The 20485-nt window shown below is 73.1% G+C and carries 15 protein-coding genes; 11 read left to right on the plus strand and 4 right to left on the minus strand.

Annotated features, from left to right (window positions below; translation table 11 throughout):
• The first annotated feature begins 150 nt into the window (after positions 1-150).
• Positions 151-540, plus strand: coding sequence for an SCO2097 family morphological protein (locus K7787_RS05540; protein WP_019984418.1), 390 nt, complete (start codon positions 151-153; stop codon positions 538-540).
• A 490-nt stretch (positions 541-1030) separates the two neighbouring features.
• Here the strand turns inward: K7787_RS05540 and K7787_RS05545 are convergent, their stop codons facing one another.
• The 4 genes from K7787_RS05545 to K7787_RS05560 form a co-directional block, all read right to left on the minus strand.
• Positions 1031-3415, minus strand: coding sequence for a transglutaminase TgpA family protein (locus K7787_RS05545; protein ID WP_223000659.1), 2385 nt, complete (start codon positions 3413-3415; stop codon positions 1031-1033).
• Positions 3412-4914 carry a DUF58 domain-containing protein gene (locus tag K7787_RS05550; protein WP_223000660.1) on the minus strand — a complete coding sequence of 501 codons (1503 nt, stop codon included), beginning with the start codon at positions 4912-4914 and terminating at the stop codon, positions 3412-3414. The genes K7787_RS05545 and K7787_RS05550 overlap by 4 nt, the downstream gene beginning before the upstream one ends.
• Positions 4914-5948: an AAA family ATPase gene (locus K7787_RS05555; RefSeq protein WP_027758502.1), complete on the minus strand. Its 1035-nt coding sequence runs from the start codon at positions 5946-5948 to the stop codon at positions 4914-4916. The genes K7787_RS05550 and K7787_RS05555 overlap by 1 nt, the downstream gene beginning before the upstream one ends.
• 385 nt (positions 5949-6333) lie before the next feature.
• The gene (locus K7787_RS05560) at positions 6334-6903 is read right to left on the minus strand and encodes a beta-class carbonic anhydrase (protein WP_197073752.1); all 570 of its coding nucleotides are present in this window, start codon (positions 6901-6903) and stop codon (positions 6334-6336) included.
• A gap of 402 nt (positions 6904-7305) precedes the next feature.
• Between K7787_RS05560 and rsmH the strand changes: the two genes are divergently transcribed.
• From rsmH to K7787_RS05610, 10 genes are all read left to right on the plus strand, one after another.
• Positions 7306-8262, plus strand: coding sequence for a 16S rRNA (cytosine(1402)-N(4))-methyltransferase RsmH (rsmH, locus tag K7787_RS05565; RefSeq protein WP_164394453.1), 957 nt, complete (start codon positions 7306-7308; stop codon positions 8260-8262).
• Positions 8263-8276: 14 nt separating this feature from the next.
• Positions 8277-8933: a cell division protein FtsL gene (gene ftsL / locus K7787_RS05570; protein ID WP_223000661.1), complete on the plus strand. Its 657-nt coding sequence runs from the start codon at positions 8277-8279 to the stop codon at positions 8931-8933.
• 5 nt (positions 8934-8938) lie between these two features.
• Entirely contained in the window at positions 8939-10897 is a 1959-nt protein-coding gene (locus K7787_RS05575; RefSeq protein WP_308036289.1) for a peptidoglycan D,D-transpeptidase FtsI family protein, read from the plus strand.
• A 120-nt stretch (positions 10898-11017) separates the two neighbouring features.
• Complete coding sequence (locus tag K7787_RS05580; protein ID WP_223000663.1) at positions 11018-12673, plus strand: UDP-N-acetylmuramoyl-L-alanyl-D-glutamate--2,6-diaminopimelate ligase; 1656 nt, start codon at positions 11018-11020, stop codon at positions 12671-12673.
• A gap of 28 nt (positions 12674-12701) precedes the next feature.
• Positions 12702-14117 (plus strand): UDP-N-acetylmuramoyl-tripeptide--D-alanyl-D-alanine ligase, encoded by a 1416-nt coding sequence (locus tag K7787_RS05585; RefSeq protein ID WP_223000664.1) that lies wholly within the window; start codon positions 12702-12704, stop codon positions 14115-14117.
• Positions 14117-15187, plus strand: a complete 1071-nt coding sequence (gene mraY / locus K7787_RS05590; RefSeq protein WP_043260697.1) for a phospho-N-acetylmuramoyl-pentapeptide-transferase — start codon at positions 14117-14119, stop codon at positions 15185-15187. Before K7787_RS05585 ends, mraY begins: the two co-directional genes overlap by 1 nt.
• Positions 15169-16590 (plus strand): UDP-N-acetylmuramoyl-L-alanine--D-glutamate ligase, encoded by a 1422-nt coding sequence (gene murD, locus K7787_RS05595; RefSeq protein WP_009188110.1) that lies wholly within the window; start codon positions 15169-15171, stop codon positions 16588-16590. Before mraY ends, murD begins: the two co-directional genes overlap by 19 nt.
• A gap of 95 nt (positions 16591-16685) precedes the next feature.
• Positions 16686-18185: a putative lipid II flippase FtsW gene (ftsW, locus tag K7787_RS05600; protein WP_164391838.1), complete on the plus strand. Its 1500-nt coding sequence runs from the start codon at positions 16686-16688 to the stop codon at positions 18183-18185.
• Between the two features lie 6 nt (positions 18186-18191).
• Positions 18192-19280, plus strand: a complete 1089-nt coding sequence (gene murG / locus K7787_RS05605) for an undecaprenyldiphospho-muramoylpentapeptide beta-N-acetylglucosaminyltransferase (protein WP_009188108.1) — start codon at positions 18192-18194, stop codon at positions 19278-19280.
• 190 nt (positions 19281-19470) lie between these two features.
• On the plus strand, positions 19471-20274 hold the full coding sequence (locus K7787_RS05610; protein ID WP_223000665.1) for a cell division protein FtsQ/DivIB: 804 nt from the start codon (positions 19471-19473) through the stop codon (positions 20272-20274).
• The last annotated feature ends 211 nt before the right edge of the window (positions 20275-20485 follow it).

Consider the following 20485-nt stretch of genomic DNA (forward strand, 5'->3'; position numbering starts at 1 on the left):
GGAATGGAAGCCTCAGCGAGCCGGGCCCGCCGTGGCGGATCAGGTTGGCCAGTTGGCGCAGAGGGGCGGGTTTCACGGGGGCGATTCCCTGCCTATCCTGAAGGGACCCCCCGGGTCGCCCCCCGGCGACTGCACGATGAGGAGGACTCCGTGCCGCTCTCGGAGCACGAGCAGCGCATGCTCGAGCAGATGGAGCGAGCGCTGTACGCCGAAGATCCCAAGTTCGCGTCGGCGCTCGAGGGAAGCGGGCTGCGTACGTACACCCGGCGGCGGGTCTACCAGGCGGTCGCGGGCTTCCTCGTAGGAATCGCGCTCCTCATGGCGGGTGTGGTCACCCAGCAGACATGGGTGAGCGTCGTGGGCTTCCTGGTCATGCTGGGATGTGCCGTACTGGCCGTGACCGGCTGGCGCAAGGCCCCCAAGCCGGGCGAGCAGCCCGTCGGCGGCCCGCCCGGCCGCCGTCCGGTACGCGCGAAGCGCTCCATGATGGACCGCATCGAGGAGCGGTGGCAGCGCCGCCGCGACGAACAGGGCCGCTAGGCCCGACCCAGGACACGGTGAGGGGCCGACTACGCGAGGCGTGGTCGGCCCCTCACGGCTGTCCGGAACCGGCCGGGGCCGGCACACGGCGCCCTGCCGGGGCCGGGCGACGCGAGGCCCCGCACGCGCGGGGACGACCAGGCCGCGGGAGACGGCGGCGACGGCGTGCCCCGCGGGTCTGGGGACCACCCGACGACCTTCTTCAGCACCGTCAGGACCACGGGACCGCCCCCGCGTGCGGCGGGGACCACTCGGCGAAGTACCTCGGCGACATGATGGACCAGGGACCATCCCCGCACCCGCGGGGACCACGTCTGCAAAACCTACGACCGCACCGACCCCCTCGGACCATCCCCGCACCCGCGGGGACCACAGCCGCCGAGCTGGGCTTCTCTCCCCGTGGGAGGTGGATTTCAGCCACCTCCCACAGGAGCGCACCGCCGCGCGCCGCCCGGAGGCGAGACCCCGCGCGGGACGCGCGACGCGTGCCTCAGCCCTCCTGACGCGAAGGGCGGCGCAAGCTCGGCCGGTGGGCCGTCGCCCGCGACTTCAGGGCCGACCAGCGGACCGAGAGGGCCCAGGCGACGCTCGCCGCGGAGCGGGGGGCCAGGACCGCGCGCAGGCGGGCGCCGCGGGAGGCCGTGGCGCGCAGACCCGCGGCGGCCCGCCGGGCGTCCTCGGCCAGCCCGGCCACCGGACGCGGCCGTGGCGCGTACAGGACCTGCTCCACCGCGGCGGCCAGCCGCTGCACCGACTCCGCGGCCACCGGATCGAGCCGCCCGAGCCGGATGATCCGCTCGGCGGCCCTGCGCGGCGTCAGCGAGTCGTCCGGCGCGATCCCGAAGTCCCACGCCGTGTCCGTCAGTTCCCGCCAGACGGCCAGCGCGTGCGGGGCGGCGTCCGCCGCACCCCGCCCGTGCGCGCCCAGCCGCACCGACCGCACCCGTCTGCGCCACAGCAGCGGCAGCAGCGGCAGCACCACGACCGCCGCCCCGCCCAGCGCCCACGCCGCGACCGCCCACCACCGCGGGCCGCCCCCGTCGACGGGCAGCGCCGCCTGCGCGGACGCGCTCGGGCACTCCTGGAGCCGCCGCTGCGCCGCCGGGCAGTCCGTGCTCGCCGGGGCCGAGGCGGACGGGGCCGCGCTCGCCGACGTGGACGGCACCGCCGGGTTCGGCAGGCTCGTGCTCGGCGTGTCCGACTGGGTGTACTCGGGCAGCGTGCCCCGCGTCGGAGTCGGCTCGAAACGGGTCCAGCCGACGCCCTCGAAGTACAGCTCGGGCCAGGCGTGCGCGTCCTTCAGCCCCACCGCGACCGTGCCGTCGCCCTGCGGCGCGCCGGGCGCGAAGCCGACCGCCACCCGGGCGGGGATGCCCAGCGTCCGGGCCATCGCGGCCATCGCGAAGGAGAAGTGCACGCAGAAGCCCCGCTTGTCCGCCAGGAACTTCGCGATCGCCTGCGAGCCGGTGCCCACCTCGACCTGGGTGTCGTACCGGAAGCCGCCGTCCAGCGCGAACCAGTCCTGGAGTTTGACCGCCTGCTCGTAGTGGTTCGCCGCCCCCTCGGTGACCGCGCGCGCGGTGATCCCGACGATCTCCGGCAGCGACTTGGGCACCTCGGTGTACTCGCGCTTCAGCGCCGCGGGCGGGTTCGGCGCGTCGGCCAGCTGCTCCGCCGTCGGCCGCAGGTCCAGGCTCCTGACCTGGTACGTCAGCCCGCGCGTGTTCTGCCCGTGGTCGCCGACCAGGGTCATGCCCACGGGTTCGTAGCGCCAGTTGCCCTCGATCCGCACGCCGCTCGGCGGATACGGCATCGGCAGCCAGTCCTGCGCGTACCAGTTCGCCGCGGAGATCGTCGTCGTGACCTCCGCGCGCCGGACGTCGCCGCTGAGGCCGGCCGGTGTGGGCAGCGGGTCGGGCACGCCGACGATGTGCCGCTGGGACGGCTTCCAGGTGGTGCCGTCGAAGTCGTCCAGGGACACGATCCGCAGATACAGGTCGGAGGCGTCCGCGCTGTTCGTGCGCAGGTTCAGGACCGTGCGGTCCTGGTCGACGTTGAGGCTGTCGCGCAGCGAGACCAGCGGGTTCACCGCGGAGATCGTGCCGCCGCCCCCGACGCGCGCGCCGGCGCCCGGCCCGGCGGGCCCCAGCAGCCCGCCGTCCATCGCCGGCAGCGCCAGCGGCACCACCAGGGCGACGCCCAGCGCGAGCGCGCCGATCCGGCGTCCGGTGCGCACCGGCGCCGGCGCGCCGGCGGCCTCCCGGCCCGGCGCGGGCGCCGCGCCGCTGAACACCCGGCCCCACTGGGCGAGCCGGTCCCGGCCCTCGGCCAGCAGCAGCATCAGATAGCCCGCCGCCGCGACCAGGAACCACAGCCAGTCCCAGCCCCCGGTGGCCAGACCGGCGGCCACGGAGTACAGCGCGAGCAGCGGCAGCCCGGCGGGGGCGGCGCTGCGGAAGGTCACGGCGAGGGCGTCCACCAGCAGCCCGATCACCAGCACGCCGCCGACCAGCATCAGCCGGATGCCGTCGGTCAGCGGCGCCGGGGTGGCGTACCGGCTGACGTCGTCGCCGCCCTGCTGCAACAGGTCGATCAGCTGCCGGAAGGCGTCGGGACCCGGCAGCAGCCCGCCCAGGGCCTGCCCCCGGGCGAAGACCAGGACCAGCAGCACCAGCGTCACCAGGGCCTGCACCAGCACGGTCAGCGGTCGCGGCACCGGCGCCCGCCGCATCGCCGCGCCCACGCCCGACTGCACCGCCACCAGCAGCGCCGCCTGCCAGATCCACCGGGAGGAGCCGACCAGCGGCAGCAGCGCGCACGCCGCCATCACCGTCGCCAGTGCGGCGCTCCACTCCAGCCGCGCCCGCCCGCTCATCCCCGCCCCTCCCCGAAGCCATGCCCCCCGAACCCGGACCCCGCGAACCCGGAACCCCCCAGGCCGGAACCGAGCCCGGAACCGCCCACCGCACCGACCCCGGAGCCGCCCACCGCACCGAACCCGGCGGCGTCCGCGGCAGGGGAGCCCAGGCCGCCGGCGGCGGCGGTGCGCTCGTGGTCCGCCCGCCGCCAGAGGTCCTCCAGCGAGGCCCCGCGCGGCACGCCCACGGCCGTCCAGCCCGCGTCGCGCAGCAGCCGCAGCACACCCGGCCCGGCAGCGGGGTCCGCGGGACCGGCCGCGCCGGACGGCTCCCGCGTCCAGGCCGCGTCGTCCAGCACGAACGCGACCGCGCCCCCGCTGCGCTGCCGCATCCTCGCCGCCACCGCGGCCTGCGTCTCGTCGAGATCGCCGAAGAAGGCGACCAGCAGCCCCTCGTCGCCGCCGCGCAGCACGTCGTACGCGCGCGACAGGCCCGCCCCGTCCGAGTGGTCGATCACGGCGAGGGTGTCCATCATCAGCCCGGCCGCGTCCGCCGAGTCCGTCCCGGTTCCGGCGTACCCGTCGGCGCTGTCGCCGGGCACCGAGGCGCCCGTGTCGGTCAGCAGCCGCACCGTGAAGCCGCGCTCCAGCATGTGCACCAGCACGGAGGCGGCGGCCGACACCGCCCACTCGAAGGCCGACTCGGGGCCCGCGCCGCGGAAGGCGACGCCCCGGGTGTCCAGCAGCACCGTGCAGCGGGCGCGCTGCGGCTGCTCCTCGCGGCGCACCATCAGCTCGCCGTAGCGCGCGGTGGAGCGCCAGTGCACGCGGCGCAGGTCGTCGCCGTAGCGGTACCCGCGCGGAATGACGTCGTCCTCGCCGGCCAGCGCCAGCGCGCGCTGCCGTCCCTCGCCGTACCCCCTGGCGTCGCCGGTCAGCCGCACCGGCGGCAGCGGCGTCACCCGGGGGACGACGGTCAGGGTGTCGAACGACGAGAAGGAGCGGGTCAGTTCGCACATGCCGAACGGGTCCGACAGGCGCAGCTGGAGCGGCCCCAGCGGATACCGTCCGCGAAGGTCGGAGCGGACCCGGTAGGACACCTCGCGGCGGCCGCCGGGCTCCACCCTGTCCAGGACGAAGCGGGGCCGCGGCCCGAGCACGTAGGGCACCCGGTCCTGGAGCATCAGCAGGCCGGTGGGCAGCCGGGAGACGTTGTCCATCCGCAGGTGCACGCGGGCCTCGCTGCCGGCGGGCACGCGCGCGGGGGAGAGCCGGCGGTTGCCGGCCACCCGGTAGCGGGTGCGGTACAGCACGGCCGCGCAGACCAGCGGCAGCACGGCCAGCAGCAGACCGACCCGCAGCAGGCCGGGCTGGCCGAGGACGTAGGCGCAGACGGCCGCCGCGATCCCGGCGGCCAGGAAGGAGCGCCCGCGGGTGGTCAGACCGGCCAGCGCGGTGCGCACGCCGCCCCTGTCGTCCTGGTCGTCCTCCGGGCGCGGGGCCCCCGCCTCGGTCATCACAGCCTCCGCGGCTGGTGCCGGCCGAACTCCGGCGTGGTGTGGCCGGGGCCGAGGCCGCCGGCCTGGGCCGCCGCGGGCACCGGGGTGTGCTGCACGATCTCCTGGACGACCTGTTCGGCAGTGCGGCGGTTGAGCTGGGCCTGGGCGGTGGGCAGCAGCCGGTGGGCGAGGACCGCCACCGCGAGCGCCTGCACGTCGTCCGGCAGGGCGTACTCCCGCCCGCTCAGGGCCGCGGACGCCTTCGCCGCGCGCAGCAGGTGCAGCGTCGCGCGCGGCGAGGCGCCGAGTCTGAGGTCGGGGTGCGTACGGGTCGCGGCGACCAGGTCGACGGCGTACCGGCGGACGGCCGCGGCGACGTGCACGCCGCGCACGGCGTCGATCAGCTTGACGATGTCGTGCGCGTGCGCCACCGGCTGGAGGTCGTCCAGCGGGCTCACCGCGCCGTGCACGTCCAGCATCTGCAACTCGGCCTCCGGGCTGGGATAGCCGATGGAGACACGGGCCATGAACCGGTCGCGCTGGGCCTCGGGCAGCGGATAGGTGCCCTCCATCTCGACCGGGTTCTGGGTGGCCACCACCATGAACGGGCTGGGCAGTTCGTAGCTCTGCCCGTCGATGGTGACCTGCCGCTCCTCCATGGACTCCAGCAGCGCCGACTGGGTCTTGGGGGAGGCGCGGTTGATCTCGTCGCCGATCACGATCTGCGCGAAGATGGCGCCCGGCTTGAATTCGAAGTCCCGGCGCTGCTGGTCCCAGATGGACACGCCGGTGATGTCGGACGGCAGCAGGTCGGGCGTGAACTGGATGCGCCGCACCGAGCAGTCGATGGTCCGCGCCAGCGCCTTGGCCAGCATCGTCTTGCCGACGCCGGGGACGTCCTCGATCAGCAGGTGCCCCTCGGCCAGCAGTACGGTCAGCGCGAGCCGTACGACCTCGGGCTTGCCCTCGATCACTCCCTCCACCGAACCGCGGACCCGCTCCACAGTGGCGGTCAGATCAGTGAGGCTCGCTCGATCGTCATAGGTCGTCACCCGGCCCTCCTCGGCCTTTCCCCGCGCTCTTCGACGAGCGGGGGATTCCCCAGCTTTCCAGGCCGACGCCCCGCAGCGCGGACCGGCCCACCCCGAACACGGACACCACGCTGCGTAGTTCCGCGGGGTGTCACACCCGCATTCTTGCCGCCGTTACCGATTCGTGTCATCCGCCTGTGGACAACTGGCCGCGATATGTCAGGTCTTATGACCTTTACCAGGTGACAACTCGGGGTTTTGTCCACGCCGACCAGCGATTCCGTGTATGCGGCCGGGGCGGTTCCGCATCTTCGCGGCGCGGCTCCCGGGGCCCGCGGGCCCGGTCGCCGGGGTTCGTGGGGGCACGGCCGCCGCCGTGGTGCGCGGGGCGCGCCCCCGGGCTCGGTCAGGCCGCCGGGTCGATCTCGCGCAGCCGGCCCGTGCGGACGTCGAAGACGAAGCCGCGCACGTCGTCGGTGTGCAGCAGGAACGGCGAGGTCCGCACGCGCTGCATCGACTGCCGCACGTCCTGGTCGACGTCCTTGAACGCCTCCACCGCCCAGGACGGCCGCTGGCCGACCTCCATCTCCAGCTCGTGCCGGAACTCCTCGGTGATGGCCTCCATGCCGCAGTTGGTGTGGTGGATCAGCACCACGCTGCGGGTGCCGAGCGCCCGCTGGCTGATGGCCAGGGAGCGGATCACGTCGTCGGTGACCACGCCGCCGGCGTTGCGGATGGTGTGACAGTCGCCGAGCCGCAGGCCGAGCGCGGCGTGCAGGTCGATACGGGCGTCCATGCAGGAGACGACCGTGACCTTGCGGACGGGACGGGCGTCCATCCCCGGGTCGGTGAACTCGTCGGCGTAGGCCGCGTTCGCCGCGACGAGGCTGTCGATGACGTCGGTGTCCGTTATGGCCTTCTCGGATCCGGCGGGAACTGATGCAGAAGTCGTCATACTCATGACGTTACTGGTCATGCGTCTCGCGGTCCTCTTATGAGAGAGGACAAAAAGCACGACAGTCGCTTGTTGTGAGCGACTCCACACAGGCCGCTACCCCCCTCCGTCCGGGTGAAACTCACCGGATCGCCGTGTCGGCGGCACTCCGTCGGGCGACGCGCAGGCCGGTTGATTGACCGGGCGACACGGTGGACTAAAGTGACGCGAAGCGGGAGGCGCCGCTCTCCCTGCTGGACATGCATTCCCCGGAGGCCCCGGCAACCGCCCGAGCGGTCTCCCCACGTGCGCGGCGCGTACGTACGGCTCGGCCTCCTCCCGCTCCCGGTCGGCTGACGCTTCCGGCGCCGGTCGGGCCCACCGTCCGTGAGCGGTCGGGGACCCGGCGGTGCGTGCGGGACGCGCCGGACCTGAGAGGCCCCCTTGAGCGACAGCCGACACGTCCCCGTGATGCTCCAGCGGTGCCTGGATCTCCTGGCGCCCGCCCTGGAGCGGCCGGGGGCGGTGGTCGTCGACTGCACCCTCGGCCTCGGCGGGCACAGCGAGGCGCTGCTCACCCGCTTCCCCGAGGCCCGTCTGATCGGCCTCGACCGCGACAAGGAGGCGCTGCGCCTGTCGGGCGAGCGCCTGGCCCCCTTCGGCGACCGGGCCACCCTGGTGCACGCCGTCTACGACGAGCTGCCCGACGTGCTCGACCGGCTCGGCATCGCGCGCGTGCAGGGCGTCCTGTTCGACCTCGGCGTCTCCTCCATGCAGCTGGACGAGGCCGACCGCGGCTTCGCCTACGCCCAGGACGCCCCCCTGGACATGCGCATGGACCAGACGACCGGCATCAGCGCCGCCGAGGTCCTCAACACCTACCCGCCCGGCGAACTCGTCCGCATCCTGCGCGCGTACGGCGAGGAGAAGCAGGCCAAGCGGATCGTGGCCGCGATCGTCCGCGAGCGCGAGAAGGAGCCGTTCGCCCACAGCGCCCGCCTGGTGGAGCTGATCCGCGACGCGCTGCCGCAGGCCGCCAAGCGCACCGGCGGCAACCCGGCCAAGCGCACCTTCCAGGCGCTGCGCATCGAGGTCAACGGCGAACTCGCCGTCCTGGAGCGGGCGGTCCCGGCCGCCGTGAAGGCCCTCGACGTCGGCGGTCGGATCGCCGTACTGTCGTACCAATCCCTCGAAGACCGCCTGGTCAAGCAGGTGTTCGCGGCCGGCGCCGCCACCACCGCGCCCCCCGGGCTCCCGGTCGTCCCCGAGCGCTACCAGCCCCGGCTCAAGCTGCTGACGCGCGGTGCCGAACTTCCCACCGAGGAGGAGATCGCCGAGAACCGGCGGGCGGCGCCGGCCCGGCTGCGCGGGGTCGAGCGCGTCAGGGCGGACGTCGAGTGAGGCAAGGGGGACCAGTGAGCAGGAAACCGGAACTGAGGGGCCGCGCCGCCCGGCTGGCGCGGCTCTTCCCGGCGAACCGGCGACAGGCCGCCCGCACGCCCTTCGTCCTCCTGGTCGTGCTGCTCCTCGGCGGCGGCCTGATCGGGCTGCTGGTGCTGAACTCCGCGCTCAGCGAGGGCGCGTTCCAGCAGGACGACCTCCAGAAGGACACCAAGAACCTCACCGACGAGGAACAGGCCCTCCAGCGGGACATCGACGCCTACTCCGCCCCCGACGCCCTGGAGCGCCGCGCCCGGCAGCTCGGCATGGTGCCCGGCGGCGACCCGGCCTTCCTGAACCCGGACGGCACCGTCAAGGGCGTCCCCTCGGCCGCCCCCGAGCAGTCCCTCGCCGACCAGTCCGCCTACCAGGAGCTGCCGGTCTCCGTCCGCCCGCCCGAGTCCCTCACGGGCGCCCCCGGCCCGACGGGCGCCGCCCCGACGGCCGGCCCGCCCACGGACGGCGTCCCCGTGACCTCCGTCCCCGCGACCCCCGTCCCGACGGAGGCCACCCCCCTGAACGGCCCCGCCCCGAACGCGCCGCAGCCCGCCCTCCCCGAGCCCGCCGCGCCCGCCGACCCCGCCGCACCGGCGGCCCCCCAGCCCGCCACGACCACGACCCCCGGCAGGTGACGGAAGTGTCCGACAGGGAACCGCCGCGCCGCCGCGTGCCCGGACCCGCAAGGCCCGCCCGCCCCGGCAGCAGCCGGCCGCGTCCCGGCCCCGGCGCCCGCCCGGCCCGCCGCCCCAACTCCGCCTGGCGGCCGCCGCCCGTGCGGGTCCTCAAGCTCGGCAGCCCCCGCCCGCGGCTGCGCCTGATCGCCGTGGCGCTGACCCTGGTGCTGCTGGTCTTCACGGTCCGGCTGCTCCAGGTGCAGGCCGTGGACGCCGCCGCCTACGCCGCCAAGGCCGACGAGAACCGCTACGTCGTCCACACCATCGCCGCCGAGCGGGGCGGCATCACCGACCGCAACGGCGTCGCCCTCGCGGCCAGCGTGGACGCCGACGACATCACCGCCGACCCCACCATGTTCACCCGCGAGTCCCTGAAGATCGGCGACGGTCCCGAACAGGCCGCGGCCCTGCTCGCCCCGATCCTCGGCCAGGACCAGGCGGGGCTGGTCAGGAAGCTGAAGACGCGGAACACGCGGTACGTGCTGCTGGCCCGCCGGCAGACCCCGCAGGTCTGGAAGCAGATCAAGGACCTCAAGGCCGCCCTCACCAAGAAGGCGCAGACCGACAAGACCACGGTCAACGTCCTCGCCGGCGTCTTCTCCGACCCCAGCAGCAAGCGGGTCTACCCCAACGGCGACCTCGCCGCCGCCCTGCTCGGCTGGGTCAACGCCGAGGGCAAGGGCGGCGGCGGCATCGAACAGCAGCTCGACAAGGAGCTGTCGGGCAAGCCCGGCAAGATCCGCTACGCCCAGTCCGGCGGCCGCGAGGTGCCCACGGTCGGCTCCACCCAGACGCCCGCGGTGCCCGGCTCCGACGTGGAGCTGACCATCGACCGCGACATCCAGTGGGCCGCCCAGAACGCCATCACCGAGCAGGTGCGCAAGTCCGAGGCGGACCGCGGCTACGTGATCGTCCAGGACACCCGGACCGGCGAGATCCTCGCCATGGCGAACTCCCCGGGCTTCGACCCCGGCGACCTTGCCCACGCCGACCCCGCCGCGCTCGGCAACGCCGCCGTCCAGGACGCCTTCGAGCCCGGCTCCACCGCCAAGCTCATGTCGATGGCCGCCGTCCTCCAGGAGAACGCCGCCACCCCGCTCACCCATGTCGTCGTGCCCAACCGGCTGCACCGCGGCGACCGGCTCTTCCACGACGACGTCGACCACAAGACCTGGTACCTCACGCTCAACGGCGTGCTCGCCAAGTCCAGCAACATCGGCACCATCGAGGCCACCGGCCAGCTCGGCAAGACCCAGGCCGAGGCCAACAAGGTCCTCTACTCCTACCTGCGCAAGTTCGGCATCGGCGGCTACACCGGCCTGAACCTGCCCGGCGAGACCAAGGGCATCCTCGCCCCGCCCGACAAGTGGTCCACTTCGCAGCAGTACACGATCCCGTTCGGCCAGGGCGTCTCCGTCAACGCCGTCCAGGCCGCCTCCGTGTACTCCACGATCGCCAACGGCGGGGTCCGGATCCAGCCGACGCTGGTACGCGGCACCAAGGGCCCCGACGGCCGCTTCACCCCGGCCGAGAAGCCCGCCGCCACCCGCGTGGTGAGCGCCAAGACGGCCAAGGAACTCGCCCAGATGCTGGAGTCCGTCGTGGACGACGAACAGGGCACCGGCATGAAGGCGCGCATCCCCGGGTACCGGGTCGCGGGCAAGACGGGCACCGCCAACCGAGTGGATCCGGCCACCGGCCGGTACCGCGGCTACACCTCGTCCTTCGCCGGCTTCGCGCCCGCCGACAACCCCCGCATCACCGTCTACTGCGCGATCCAGAACGCCACCAAGGGCAACTACTACGGCGGCCAGATCTGCGGACCCATCTACAAGCAGGTCATGGAGTTCGCGCTGAAGACCCTCCAGGTGCCGCCCACCGGGGCGAAGGCCGCGAGCCTGCCCGTGGAGTTCAAGCCCTGACCCGCGCCGCCCCCGGCCGGGACGGTCCCGCGCCGCCGCCGCTCACCGCGGCGCGGACCGCCCCGCCGCCGGGACCCGCACGACCCGTACCACCCGCACGGAACCACCAGGAACCAGCCCGTGACAACGATCACCCCCGATCCCGGGAACCGTCCCCGCCCCCGGCCCTCGCTTCGCTCCCAGGCGGGTACGCCCGGTACGCTCACCGCCGTGCCACACGCTGATCAGTCCCAAACCACTCAGAAAGGCGCTTCCGTGACATATCCGGGGCCGCCGCGACCGGTTCAGGTCTCCGCCACACCCCTCGCGGAGCTGGCCGATCAGCTGGGTGCCGCGCAGCCGGACCGCACCGCCGACGTCACGGGCATCACCCACGACTCGCGCGCCGTGCGCCCCGGCGACCTGTACGCGGCCCTGCCCGGCGCCCGCGCGCACGGCGCCGACTTCGTCACCCAGGCCGCGAGCCTCGGCGCGGTCGCCGTGCTCACCGACCCGGCCGGCGCCGAACGCGCCGCCGCCACCGGACTGCCGGTCCTGACCGTCGAGGACCCGCGCGCCCGGATGGGCGAACTGGCCGCCACGATCTACGGCCGGCCCGGCCGCGACCTGCTCCAGATCGGCATCACCGGCACCTCCGGCAAGACCACCACCGCCTACCTCGTCGAGGGCGGCCTGAAGACCGCGAAGGCCACCGGCCTGATCGGCACGGTGGAGACGCGGATCGGCGAGGAGCGCATCAAGTCCGAGCGCACCACCCCCGAAGCCACCGACCTCCAGGCCCTGTTCGCGGTCATGCGCGAGCGCGGCGTCGAGGCGGTCGCCATGGAGGTCTCCAGCCACGCCCTGGTGCTGGGCCGGGTCGACGGCTGCGTCTTCGACGTCGCCGTCTTCACCAACCTCAGCCCGGAGCACATGGAGTTCCACTCCGGCATGGAGGACTACTTCCAGGCCAAGGCGCAGCTGTTCACCCCGGCGCGCAGCCGGCTCGGGATCGTCAACGCCGACGACGAGTACGGCCGGCGGCTCGCCGAGGAGGCCACCGTCCCGGTCGTCACCTATTCGGCCGAGGGCCACCCCGACGCCGACTGGCGCGCCGAGGACGTCCAGGTCGGCCCGATGGACTCCACCTTCACCGTGACCGGCCCCGAGGGCGTGCGCGTCAGCGCCCGCTCGCCGCTGCCCGGCCCGTTCAACGTGGCCAACACCCTCGCGGCGATCGTCGCCCTGGCCGCCGCCGGCCTCGACGCGCAGACCGCCGCCGACGGCATCGCCGCCGTACCGGGCGTGCCGGGCCGGCTGGAGCGGGTGGACGCGGGCCAGCCCTACCTCGCGGTGGTCGACTACGCGCACAAGACCGACGCCGTCGAGTCGGTGCTGCGCGCCCTGCGCAAGGTCACCAAGGGCCGGGTGCACGTCGTGCTCGGCTGCGGCGGCGACCGCGACCGCACCAAGCGCGAGCCGATGGGCGCCGCCGTGGCGCGGCTGGCCGACACCGCCGTGCTGACCTCCGACAACCCCCGCTCCGAGGACCCGCTCGCGATCCTGGCGGCCATGCTCCAGGGCGCGGCCTCGGTGCCCGCGCACGAGCGCGGCGAGGTGCTGCTCTTCGAGGAGCGGGCCGCCGCCATCGCCGCCGCCGTGGCCCGGGCCCGGCCCGGGGACACCGTGCTGGTCGCGGGCAAGGGCCACGAGCAGGGCCAGGACATCGCCGGAGTGGTCCGTCCGTTCGACGACCGCCAGGTGCTTCGCGAAGCTATCCAGAACACCCAGGGATGAAAATCCAGAAGACCCAGGGGATGAACTTGTGATCGCCCTCTCCCTCGCCGAGATCGCAGCAGTCGTCGGCGGGCAGACGCACGACATACCGGATCCGTCCGTCCAGGTCACCGGACCCGTCGTCCGGGACTCCCGCGAGGCGGTGCCCGGCAGCCTCTTCGTCGCCTTCGTCGGCGAGCGCGTGGACGGCCACGACTTCGCCGCCGCCGTCGTGGCGGCGGGCTCGGTCGCCGTGCTGGCGTCCCGCCCCGTCGGCGTGCCCGCGATCGTGGTCGAGGACGTCCAGGCCGCCCTCGGCGCCCTCGCCCGCCACGTCGTGAACCGGCTCGGCGCGACCCTGGTCGCGCTGACCGGCTCGGCCGGCAAGACCAGCACCAAGGACCTGATCGCCCAGGTCCTGCAGACCAAGGCGCCGACGGTGTTCACACCGGGCTCGCTCAACAACGAGATCGGGCTGCCGCTGACCGCCCTCAGCGCCACCGAGGACACCCGGTTCCTGGTGCTGGAGATGGGCGCCCGTGGCATCGGCCACATCCGCTACCTCACCGAGCTGACCCCGCCGAAGGTGGGCCTGGTGCTCAACGTCGGCTCCGCCCACATCGGCGAGTTCGGCGGCCGTGAGCAGATCGCCCAGGCCAAGGGCGAACTCGTGGAGAGCCTGCCCGCGGCCGAGGACGGCGGCGCTGCGATCCTCAACGCCGACGATCCGTTGGTACGGGCCATGGCCTCCCGTACGAAGGCGAAGGTGATCCTTTTCGGTGAGTCCGACGAAGCGGACGTACGCGCCGAGAACGTGAGACTCACGGACAGCGGACAGCCTTCCTTCAGGCTTCACACACCCTCCGGTGCATCCGATGTGACCATGCGCCTGTACGGTGAGCACCACGTGTCGAACGCGCTCGCCGCGGCCGCCGTCGCCCATGAGCTGGGCATGTCCGCAACCGAGATCGCCACCGCGCTCTCCGAGGCGGGCTCCCTCTCCCGCTGGCGGATGGAGGTCACCGAGCGCCCGGACGGCGTGACCGTCGTCAACGACGCCTACAACGCCAACCCGGAGTCCATGCGGGCCGCCCTGCGCGCGCTCGTGGCCATGGGCAAGGGGCGGCGGACCTGGGCGGTGCTCGGCAAGATGGCCGAGCTCGGGGACGAGGCGCTCGCCGAGCACGACGCGGTCGGACGGCTCGCCGTCCGGCTCAACGTCAGCAAGCTCGTCGCGGTCGGGGGCAGGGAAGCGTCCTGGCTGCAACTGGGCGCATATAACGAGGGTTCGTGGGGTGAGGAGTCGGTGCACGTGTCCGACGCACAGGCGGCGATCGACCTGTTGCGCAGCGAGTTGCGCCCGGGGGACGTGGTCCTCGTGAAGGCGTCCCGTTCGGTCGGTCTGGAGGGCGTCGCCGCGGCGCTGCTCGAGACCGCTGCCGAAGGCGAGGTCGCCGGCCGATGATGAAGCAGATCCTGTTCGCGGGAGTCATCGGCCTGTTCCTGACGCTGGTCGGCACTCCGCTGCTGATCAAGCTCCTCGCCCGCAAGGGCTACGGGCAGTACATCCGCGACGACGGCCCGCGCGAGCACGCCAGCAAGCGCGGTACGCCGACGATGGGCGGCATCGCCTTCATCCTGGCCACCGTCGCCGCGTACTTCCTGTCCAAGGTCATCACCGGCTACGCCCCGACCTACTCGGGGCTGCTGGTGCTGGGCCTGATGGTCGGCATGGGCCTGGTCGGCTTCCTCGACGACTACATCAAGATCGTCAAGCGGCGCTCGCTCGGTCTGCGGGCCAAGGCGAAGATGGCCGGCCAGCTGATCGTCGGCATCGGCTTCGCGGTGCTCGCGCTGCAGTTCTCCGACAACCGCGGCAACACCCCGGCCTCCACCAAGCTGTCGTTCATCACCGACTTCGGCTGGACCATCGGTCCGGTGCTGTTCGTGATCTGGGCGCTGTTCATGATCCTCGCGATGTCGAACGGCGTGAACCTCACCGACGGTCTGGACGGTCTGGCCACCGGCGCCTCCGTGCTGGTCTTCGGCGCGTACACCTTCATCGGCGTGTGGCAGTTCCAGGAGTCCTGCGCCAACGCGATGACGCTGACCAACCCCAACGCCTGTTACGAGGTGCGCGATCCGCTCGACCTCGCGGTGGTCGCCTCCGCGCTGATGGGCGCCTGCCTCGGCTTCCTGTGGTGGAACACCTCGCCGGCCAAGATCTTCATGGGCGACACCGGCTCGCTGGCGCTCGGCGGCGTCCTGGCGGGCCTGGCGATCTGCTCGCGCACCGAGCTGCTGATGGCGCTGCTGGGCGGCCTGTTCGTGCTCATCACCATGTCGGTGGTCATCCAGGTCGGCTCGTTCCGGCTCACCGGCCGGCGCGTCTTCCGGATGGCGCCACTGCAGCACCACTTCGAACTCAAGGGCTGGTCCGAGGTCCTCGTGGTGGTCCGCTTCTGGATCATCCAGGGCATCTGCGTGATCGTCGGACTCGGCCTCTTCTACGCGGGATGGGCAGCGGACAAGTGACCGACTGGCAGGGGAAGAACGTCACCGTCGCCGGACTCGGCGTCTCCGGGGTCCCGGCGGCCAAGGTCCTGGCCGGGCTCGGCGCCCGCGTCACCGTCGTCAACGACGGCGACGACGAGCGCGCCCGGACGCAGGCGGCCGAACTCGAGGCCCTGGGCGTCACCGTGCGCCTCGGCGACGGGGACACCCTGCCCGAGGGCGCCGAACTGGTCGTCACCGCGCCCGGCTGGAAGCCGGACAAGCCGCTGTTCCAGGCCGCCGGGCGGGCCGGCGTCCCCGTGTGGGGCGACGTGGAACTCGCCTGGCGGCTGCGCGGCCCCGACGCCGCCCCGTGGCTGGCCGTCACGGGCACCAACGGCAAGACCACCACCGTGCAGATGCTCGCCGCCATCCTGAAGGCGGCGGGCCTGCGCACCGCCGCCGTCGGCAACATCGGCGTCTCCCTGCTGGACGCCGTCCTCGGCGAGGAGAAGTACGACGTGCTCGCCGTCGAACTCTCCAGCTACCAGCTGCACTGGGCGCCCTCCCTGAGGGCGCACTCGGCGGCGGTGCTCAACCTCGCCCCGGACCACCTCGACTGGCACGGCTCCATGGAGGCGTACGCCGCCGACAAGGGCCGCGTCTACGAGGGCAACCGGGTCGCCTGCGTCTACAACGTCGCCGACAAGGCCACCGAGGACCTGGTGCGCGCGGCGGACGTGGAGGAGGGCTGCCGTGCCGTCGGGTTCACCCTCGGCACCCCCGGCCCCTCCCAACTCGGCGTCGTGGAGGGCCTGCTGGTCGACCGCGCGTTCGTGGCGGACCGGCACAAGAACGCGCAGGAGCTGGCCGAGGTCTCCGACGTGAACCCGCCCGCCCCGCACAACATCGCCAACGCCCTTGCCGCGGCGGCCCTCGCGCGCGCCTTCGGCGTGCCGGCCGCGGCGGTCCGCGACGGCCTGCGGTCCTTCACCCCGGACGCCCACCGCATCGCGCACGTGGCCGATGTGGACGGCGTCGCCTACGTCGACGACTCCAAGGCCACCAACACCCACGCCACCGAGGCGTCGTTGGCGTCATATGAGTCGATCGTATGGATTGCGGGCGGTCTGGCGAAGGGCGCGACCTTCGACGAACTCGTCGCGGGGGCGGCCGAGCGGCTGCGCGGCGCGGTGCTCATCGGCGCCGACCGCGCGCTCATCCGCGACGCCCTCGCGCGACACGCGCCCGAGGTCCCCGTGGTCGACCTCGACCGGACCGACACTGGGGCGATGCTCCAGGCCGTCCAGGAGGCACGGCGGCTCGCCCGGCCCGGCGACACGGTGCTGCTGGCCCCGGCCTGCGCCTCGATGGACATGTTCGCCAACTACAACCAGCGTGGTGACGCGTTCGCGGAGGCCGTTCGCGAACTCGGCGCCCGCTGAACCCGGCCGCCCTGTCGCCGGGCGACCTTGGGAGGGACGCGTGGGACCCGCGATGCGAGCCGGACAGACGCGGCCGGCGTACGGCGGAGGCGCAGATGCCCGCTGAGTCCAAAGGCCCCGGCGGCGGTACCCGCCGCCCGCCCGTGCAGCGCGCCGTCCCCCGGCCCGCCGCCGTGCGGCCCGTGCGCGACAACCCGGTGCGGACCCTGGTCACCCGCGCCCGCAAGGCCTGGGACCGGCCGCTGACCGCCTACTACCTGATCCTCGGCGGCAGCTCGCTGATCACGGTGCTCGGCCTGGTGATGGTCTACTCGGCCTCCCAGGTCACCGCGCTCCAGATGTCGCTGCCCGGCTCCTACTTCTTCCGCAAGCAGCTCCTGGCGGCCGTGATCGGCGCCGGGCTGCTGCTGGCCGCCTCCCGGATGCCGGTCAAGCTGCACCGGGCCCTGGCCTACCCGATCCTGGCGGGCGCGGTGTTCCTGATGGCGCTGGTGCAGGTGCCGGGGATAGGGATGTCGGTCAACGGCAACCAGAACTGGATCTCGCTCGGCGGCTCCTTCCAGATCCAGCCCAGCGAGATCGGCAAGCTGGCCCTGGTGCTGTGGGGCGCCGACCTGATCGCCCGCAAGCAGGAGAAGCGGCTGCTGACCCAGTGGAAGCACATGCTGGTGCCGCTGGTCCCGGTCGCCTTCATGCTGCTCGGCCTGATCATGCTCGGCGGCGACATGGGCACCGCGATCATCCTCACCGCCATCCTGTTCGGCCTGCTGTGGCTCGCGGGCGCCCCCACCCGGCTCTTCGTCGGCGTGCTGTCGGTCGCCGCCCTGATCGGCCTGGTCCTCATCAAGACCAGCCCCAACCGCCTGGACCGGTTCGCCTGCGTCGGCTCCACCGACGTCACCAAGTGCTGGCAGGCGGTGCACGGCATCTACGCCCTGGCCTCCGGCGGATTCTTCGGTTCCGGGCTCGGCGCGAGTGTGGAAAAATGGGGTCAACTCCCCGAAGCCCACACCGACTTCATCTTCGCCGTCACCGGTGAGGAACTGGGCCTGGCGGGGACGCTGTCGGTGCTCGCCCTGTTCGCGGCTCTAGGCTATGCGGGCATCCGCGTGGCCGGACGCACGGAGGACCCCTTCGTGAGGTACGCCGCGGGAGGCGTGACCACCTGGATCGTCGCTCAGGCGGTGATCAACATCGGTGCGGTGCTCGGCCTGCTGCCGATCGCCGGCGTCCCGCTCCCGCTGTTCTCCTACGGCGGGTCCGCCCTGCTGCCGACCATGTTCGCCATCGGGCTGATGATCGCGTTCGCGCGTGACGAGCCCGCTGCGCGGGCGGCGCTTGCCATGCGGCAACCTCGCTTTGGTAGAAAGCGGGCGACAGGTTCCGCGGCCGGCCGCAAGACCGGCCGCAGACCCGAGCGGAAGCCCGCGCGGACGTCCGGCCGCAAGCCAGGCCGGGAGCCCGGCGGGGCGGCCGGCCGGGCGGCGGACCGGGGATCCGGGCAGGGCTCGGGTCAGGGGTCCGGTCAGGGGCCTCGGAGATGGAACACGATGCGACGGCGCGCCTCGGCGGCGCGTCCGTCCGGAGAGCGGTGAATTTCGGTGCATGTCGTACTCGCCGGCGGAGGTACCGCGGGCCACATCGAGCCCGCGCTCGCCCTCGCGGACGCCCTGCGCAGGCAGGACCCGACCGTGGGGATCACGGCCCTGGGCACGGAGCGCGGCCTGGAGACCCGGCTCGTCCCCGAGCGGGGCTACGAACTCGGGCTGATCCCGGCGGTGCCGCTGCCGCGCAAGCCCACCCCCGAACTGATCACCGTCCCGGGCCGGCTGCGCGGCACCATCAAGGCGGCCGAGCAGATCCTGGAGCGCACCAAGGCCGACGCCGTGGTCGGCTTCGGCGGCTATGTCGCGCTGCCCGGCTACCTCGCCGCCAAGCGGCTCGGCGTGCCCATCGTGGTCCACGAGGCCAACGCCCGCCCCGGTCTGGCCAACAAGATCGGCTCCCGCTACGCCGCGCAGGTCGCCGTCTCCACCCCGGACAGCAAGCTGCGGGGCGCGCAGTACATCGGCATCCCGCTGCGCCGCGCCATCGCCACCCTGGACCGGGCCGCGATGCGCCCGGAGGCGCGCGCGATGTTCGGGCTCGACCCCAATCTGCCCACGCTGCTGGTCTCCGGCGGCTCCCAGGGCGCCCGCCGCCTCAACGAGGTGGTCCAGCAGGTCGCCCCGTGGCTCCAGCAGGCGGGCATCCAGATCCTGCACGCGGTCGGCCCGAAGAACGAACTGCCGCGCGTGCAGCAGATGCCGGGAATGCCCCCCTACATCCCGGTAAGTTACCTGGACCGGATGGACCTCGCGTACGCCGCGGCCGACATGATGCTCTGCCGCGCCGGCGCGATGACCGTCGCCGAACTCTCCGCCGTCGGACTCCCGGCCGCCTACGTCCCGCTGCCCATCGGCAACGGCGAACAGCGGCTGAACGCCCAGCCGGTGGTGAAGGCCGGCGGCGGACTGCTGGTCGACGACGCGGACCTGACCCCCGAGTGGGTCCAGGCCAACGTCCTGCCCGTGCTCGGCGATCCGCACCGGCTGTACCAGATGTCCCGCGCCGCCAGCGAGTTCGGCCGCCGGGACGCCGACGACCTGCTCGTCGGCATGGTGTACAAGGCGATCGCCTCGCACCGTTAGGGCCTCTCGTTCGGATCATGCCGGGCTCGCGGGGTCTGGCACCGCACCTCGCGGCGTTGTCGTCGGTTGCCATGGCTCCGCCATGACGCCCTCCTCCGCCTTGCGAGGCACGGCACCAGACCCCGCTCCCTGATCCGGCCTGATCCGAACGAAAGACCCTAGGACTGTATGACCGAAAGGACTTGAGAGCGTGGCCGGACCGAGCACCGCCGAGCGCGGTGAACGCCAGCAGGAGTCGTCCGGCCCGCCTCTCGTCCGCGGGCTGCGACGGCTGCGACGACTGCGCCTTCGTACGATCGTCATCCTGGCGCTGGCCGTCGCGTTCCTCGGCGCCGCCGTCCTCTGGGTGCTCTACGGCTCCCCGTGGACCCGGGCGGAGCGCGTATCCGTCTCCGGCACACGGGTGTTGACGCCCGAGGAGGTCCGCCGGGCCGCCGACGTGCCGGTCGGGGACCCGCTGGTCTCCGTGGACACCGGCGCGATCGCCGCCCGGCTGCGCCGGCAGCTGCCCCGCATCGACTCCGTCCGCGTGGAACGCTCCTGGCCGCACGGAATCGACCTGAAAGTGGTCGAGCGCACCGCGGTCATGGTGGAGGAAAAGGGCGGAAAGTTCGCCGAAGTGGACGCCGGCGGAGTCCGTTTCGCCACGGTCTCCCGGCCGCCCGAAGGCGTCCCGCTCCTGGAATTGTCCCTTTCCCGCTCCGCCGCCTCGGCCGCGAGCCTGCGCCGCTTCGGCGAGGACCGCCTGGTGCGCGCGGCGGTGACGGTCTCCGGCCACCTCCCGGCCCAGGTCGCCCACCGCACCCGCGTCGTCAAGGTCCGTACCTACGACGACATCTCACTGGAGTTGACCGACGGCCGCACCGTCGCCTGGGGCAGCGGCGACCGCAGCCGGGAGAAGGCGCGCGCACTGACCGCGCTGATGAAAGCGGCCCCGGACGCACGGCACTTCGACGTCAGCGTCCCCAGCGCCCCCGCGTCAGCGGGGAGTTGACGCACATCAGCGCAGGCCAGCACCCTGGTTGGGCAGCGCTATGGCTGATCACATAGGGTGAAAAGAAAAACGGGAGGTTCGGCGTGTTCGTTGAACGGGCGCCGCTTGTCGACTTAGTGTCCTGTTCAGAAGACTTCAAGGAACAGGCACACTGGTAACCCTAAACTTCAGGGTTAGGGTTCGGGTCGGCGTTACGGACCGTCCCATTCGG

The organism is Streptomyces sennicomposti, assembly GCF_019890635.1.
Classification (GTDB): Bacteria; Actinomycetota; Actinomycetes; order Streptomycetales; family Streptomycetaceae; genus Streptomyces; species Streptomyces sennicomposti.